The sequence below is a fragment of the Pseudopedobacter sp. genome (assembly GCF_040392825.1).
Taxonomy (GTDB): Bacteria; Bacteroidota; Bacteroidia; order Sphingobacteriales; family Sphingobacteriaceae; genus Pseudopedobacter.
In genome coordinates this window covers 1-3,766 of record NZ_JBEBVH010000335.1, presented here as the reverse complement: position 1 = coordinate 3,766, position 3,766 = coordinate 1, and the positions used below count along the sequence as shown (strand labels likewise).

At 33.4% G+C, this 3,766-nt stretch carries 5 protein-coding genes and 1 pseudogene; 2 read left to right on the top strand and 4 right to left on the bottom strand.

The features are described from left to right. Positions 1 to 12: 12 nt before the first annotated feature. Complete coding sequence (locus ABWO41_RS16525; RefSeq protein ID WP_013633035.1) at positions 13 to 300, top strand: hypothetical protein; 288 nt, start codon at positions 13 to 15, stop codon at positions 298 to 300. 268 nt (positions 301 to 568) lie between these two features. Here the strand turns inward: ABWO41_RS16525 and smpB are convergent, their stop codons facing one another. Then, entirely contained in the window at positions 569 to 1,027 is a 459-nt protein-coding gene (gene smpB, locus ABWO41_RS16520) for an SsrA-binding protein SmpB (RefSeq protein ID WP_353140379.1), read from the bottom strand. A gap of 111 nt (positions 1,028 to 1,138) precedes the next feature. Between smpB and ABWO41_RS16515 the strand changes: the two genes are divergently transcribed. Then, the gene (locus tag ABWO41_RS16515; protein WP_353140377.1) at positions 1,139 to 2,095 is read left to right on the top strand and encodes a helix-turn-helix transcriptional regulator; all 957 of its coding nucleotides are present in this window, start codon (positions 1,139 to 1,141) and stop codon (positions 2,093 to 2,095) included. A 193-nt stretch (positions 2,096 to 2,288) separates the two neighbouring features. Here ABWO41_RS16515 and ABWO41_RS16510 read toward each other — a convergent pair whose 3' ends face one another. The 3 genes and pseudogenes from ABWO41_RS16510 to ABWO41_RS16500 all read right to left on the bottom strand — a co-directional run. After that, on the bottom strand, positions 2,289 to 2,762 hold the full coding sequence (locus ABWO41_RS16510) for a DinB family protein (RefSeq protein WP_353140375.1): 474 nt from the start codon (positions 2,760 to 2,762) through the stop codon (positions 2,289 to 2,291). 175 nt (positions 2,763 to 2,937) lie between these two features. Continuing rightward, positions 2,938 to 3,405 carry a thioredoxin fold domain-containing protein gene (locus tag ABWO41_RS16505; protein ID WP_353140373.1) on the bottom strand — a complete coding sequence of 156 codons (468 nt, stop codon included), beginning with the start codon at positions 3,403 to 3,405 and terminating at the stop codon, positions 2,938 to 2,940. Positions 3,406 to 3,407: 2 nt separating this feature from the next. Next, positions 3,408 to 3,766 (bottom strand): annotated as a pseudogene (locus ABWO41_RS16500) (TonB-dependent receptor); the annotation flags it as partial.

The following is a 3,766-nucleotide window of genomic DNA, read 5'->3' as shown; positions in this document are numbered from 1 at the left end:
AAATGAAAAATTATGGATAAGTTAAAGAAATTCGAACTGATGGAGAAAATCACCAACGAGTTGGAAGATTTAAAAAATAGTCAGATAGCGGTTCTGAACAAGATCACTAAAATAGAAGTTGATAATATAGAATTAGGTAATAAAAAACTCGAACAACGCTTGCCGGATATGCACCAATATGCCGCAGATACCGTTGACAGTATTAAAGAAATTCTGGAAAACTTCGAAGAGATTAAAAATCAATATAGTGATAAAAACAATATCGATTCGCTTAAAGAGCAGGAAGCGCTTAAAAAATAAAGGTATTAAATGATCGGTCTATATTTCTCGGCTTGTAAAAGAAAAATGATAACTTTGGTAAGCGAATTTATTAAATATGAAATATAGAAATGTATTAGTTCTGACTTTGATGGTATTGGCCATATTCATATACTCATGTTCAGAAAGTAAGCAGCAACAAACAGCAATAAAAAACGATAAAGTACAACCGAAGGCAACGGTTTCTAAAGAGTTATCTAAAAAGCCTGCTTGTTGTCAATCAAATATTCCTTCTCGTTTTTAAAAGAGCTTATTTTACCATACGGTCCATTTCTCTCTTGATATCACGTTCTTTAATAGATTCACGTTTATCAAAAGATTTCTTACCCTGCGCCAAGGCGATCTCCATTTTGGCAAATCCCCTTTCATTTATAAAAATTCGCAGCGGAATAATTGTTAACCCCTTATCCTCACCTTTTATTGCCAGTTTTTTCAATTCCTTTTTGGTAAGCAGGAGTTTTCTGTCTCTTTTGGCCTCGTGATTATAAAAAGATCCATGAGAATATTCGGCGATATCCATGTTTCTAACATACAGTTCTCCATTTAAGAAAGCGCAAAAGGAGTCACCAATATTGGCTTTGCTTTGGCGTATAGACTTAATTTCGGTTCCAAGCAATTTAATTCCAGCAACAAACTTTTCTAAAATGTTGTATTCAAAAGTTGCCTTTTTGTTTCTGATATTAATGCTGTTAGTAATCTTGGTAGCCATAGGTTTGCAAATATCATAAAATTAAGCGAATGAAAGCAAAATTAGTTAGTAATTGTAAAGCTACTGACATACTATTGACAGCTTAATTTGTAAATTGCATGATTTAAGAGTATGGAAGACCTTAGCCTAAAAAAATTCGATAGGGTAGTAGCAATTCTAACCAATCTGCAATCTAAGAAAACGGTTAAAGCACAAGAATTGGCCGAGAAGTTTAATGTCAGTCTCAGAACAATTTATCGTGATATTAAAACATTGGAAGCTTCCGGAGTTCCGATTATTGGTGAAGCAGGCATTGGTTATACAGTTGTTGAAGGGTATAGGTTGCCTCCCATTATGTTTACCAAACAGGAGGCTAGCAGTTTTGTCACTGCAGAAAAGTTAATGGCAAGTTTTACAGATAAAAATTTGAAAGAATCGTTTCAGTCCGGTATAGGTAAAATAAAAGCGGTACTTAAAAATACCGATAAAGATTGGTTAGAAGCTTTAGATAGCCAGATAGCCATTTATAATCAAAATAAACTATTTAACGATACTATTCCACATGTATTTGAAACTATCCTGGAAAGCATAGCCTCAAAAAAACAAATCAACCTCACTTATAAATCTTTTGATGATGAACATACTTATAGAATAATAGAGCCTGTAGGCGTTTTTAACGAACATAGCTATTGGTATATTTTGGGGTACTGTCTTTTACGCAAAGATTACCGTCAGTTTAGAACAGATAGAATACTTGGATTGACCTTGTCTGATGTCTCTTTTACTAAAGAACATGGTAAAATAGAAGATTATCGGAAAAAAGATTCGAATATTGGAAAGAAAGTGATTACGTTATTCTTTGAAAAAGAGGTAGCCAGATATACAAAAGGGACAAGGAAATATTATGGATTTGTTAGTGAAGAGGAAAAAGAAAATGGGGTTGAAATGGTTTTTAGGGCTAACGAACAGCATGATGAATATCTGGTAAGGTGGTTTTTGATGTTTGGAGATCAGGCAACTGTGATTTCGCCCATAGAATTTAAAGATAAAGTGAGCAATATGATTCGAAAGATTTCAGAGAGATTATAATGGGGAACAAGGAGTTAAAAGACTTGTATATTCTTCATTGATGGTGGTTTATGAACGAAAGCGCTTGGAAAGAAGGCTTCGATCCCGTAAAACGGGATCGAAATAATATGCATTTAAACAGCGTTCTTATATAAAAAATAACATTGTACTTTTTATTGGATACAGATAGGGAAAGAATCCTGCATAAGTTAATTTAGTCTCTCTCCCAAAAGAAGGGAGGTTCTATTCCCAGAGCTCTTAAATACACATAGCCTTGTCCGCGATGGTGAATTTCGTTGTCGATAAAATACAAGATATTGTCAATTACAGGAAAATTATACTGTCCAAAGAGATTATTCATTTCTCTGAATTTTTCTTGAGGAAGCTGCGACCACAATTCGTTGATGAGAACTGTGCTTTCGTCCCAGGCTTCTAATAATTGAGCTTTTGTTTTAAGTTCATGATTTTCGTTAAAAGACTTATTCTCCCCACTAACTAATTCTTTAAGTCCCGGAACTGCAATGGCCAAAAATTCTTTCACCATTTCGGAAAATGGACGCATGCCACCAATAGTAAATTCAAATAGCTCTTTTTCAGGAAATAATACAATAAGTTTTCTGGTTACGTTTCTGTGCCCTTGCCAATGTTTTAATAGTTCTGACGGTGTGATGATTGCTGAGTTTTCCATGATTTTGTCTTTTTGTTATGATTAATAAACCAAAATTATTAAGATGAAATGACAGTAGTTTGTCAGTAGTGTAATTGAAAACAAAAAATATTTGAGATTATTTTTAATCTTAAAATTTACGTTTTGAATTCCTGCCTAAGTCGAGTCTCAAGACACCCTGGCACTACCTTGCTATTTAATTTGAAGACTTACGTTTTGTTTTATAAAAGTCGACTATCTCTTTAAGTTGCTTTTTTTTCAAGTATCCCTGATAGATGAATTGAACGTATAAATTAGAATCAACCAGAACCCAGAGAGGATACCCGATTTCGCCTGTATTTTTAAACTGCTCTACAAAAGGATGAGGTCTATATTTTTGTGGATTTACATTTTTAATCAAATAATTTTTGTAGCTCACTTCTGTGTCAGACTCTGCGTCAAAATCAATTACATTAAATTCCGACTGTAGTTCTTTAATCAGTCCGACATCTTTTTTTAACATTCTGCTTTGTAAACCACAGTAAACACACCATGATGTATGAAAATAAAACAAAACAGGCTTTTTAGTTTCATCGAATATACCATTCAAATTTAGTGTCTGCGCTATTGCACCTGTAAAAAATGTTACAAGCGCCAAAAATAATATAGTTACCTTAGCTTTCATTTCTATTTGAATAAATTATAACGTATTCCCAGAAAACCTCTTATCCCCTGCAAAGAAGAAAAATTATAGCTGGGATCAAAAGTATAACCGTAGGGATTATTTATTGGATCATCTACATCCCTATTAAATGGGTCTAAAGAGCGCATAATTGGATTTTTAGGAATGAAATTGAATAAATTTTTAAGCCCGCCATAAAACTCCATTCCATTATTGAGTTTTTTATTGATTTGTACATTGGCTATCAAAAACCATGGTGAATATTCTGGTCTAAAGTCATTAGGTAAAATCGGTAACCTCATAGGACCGTACCAATTTCCTGTTAAATCAACCGACCATTTTTTATCAAAGCTGTAGGTTCCTA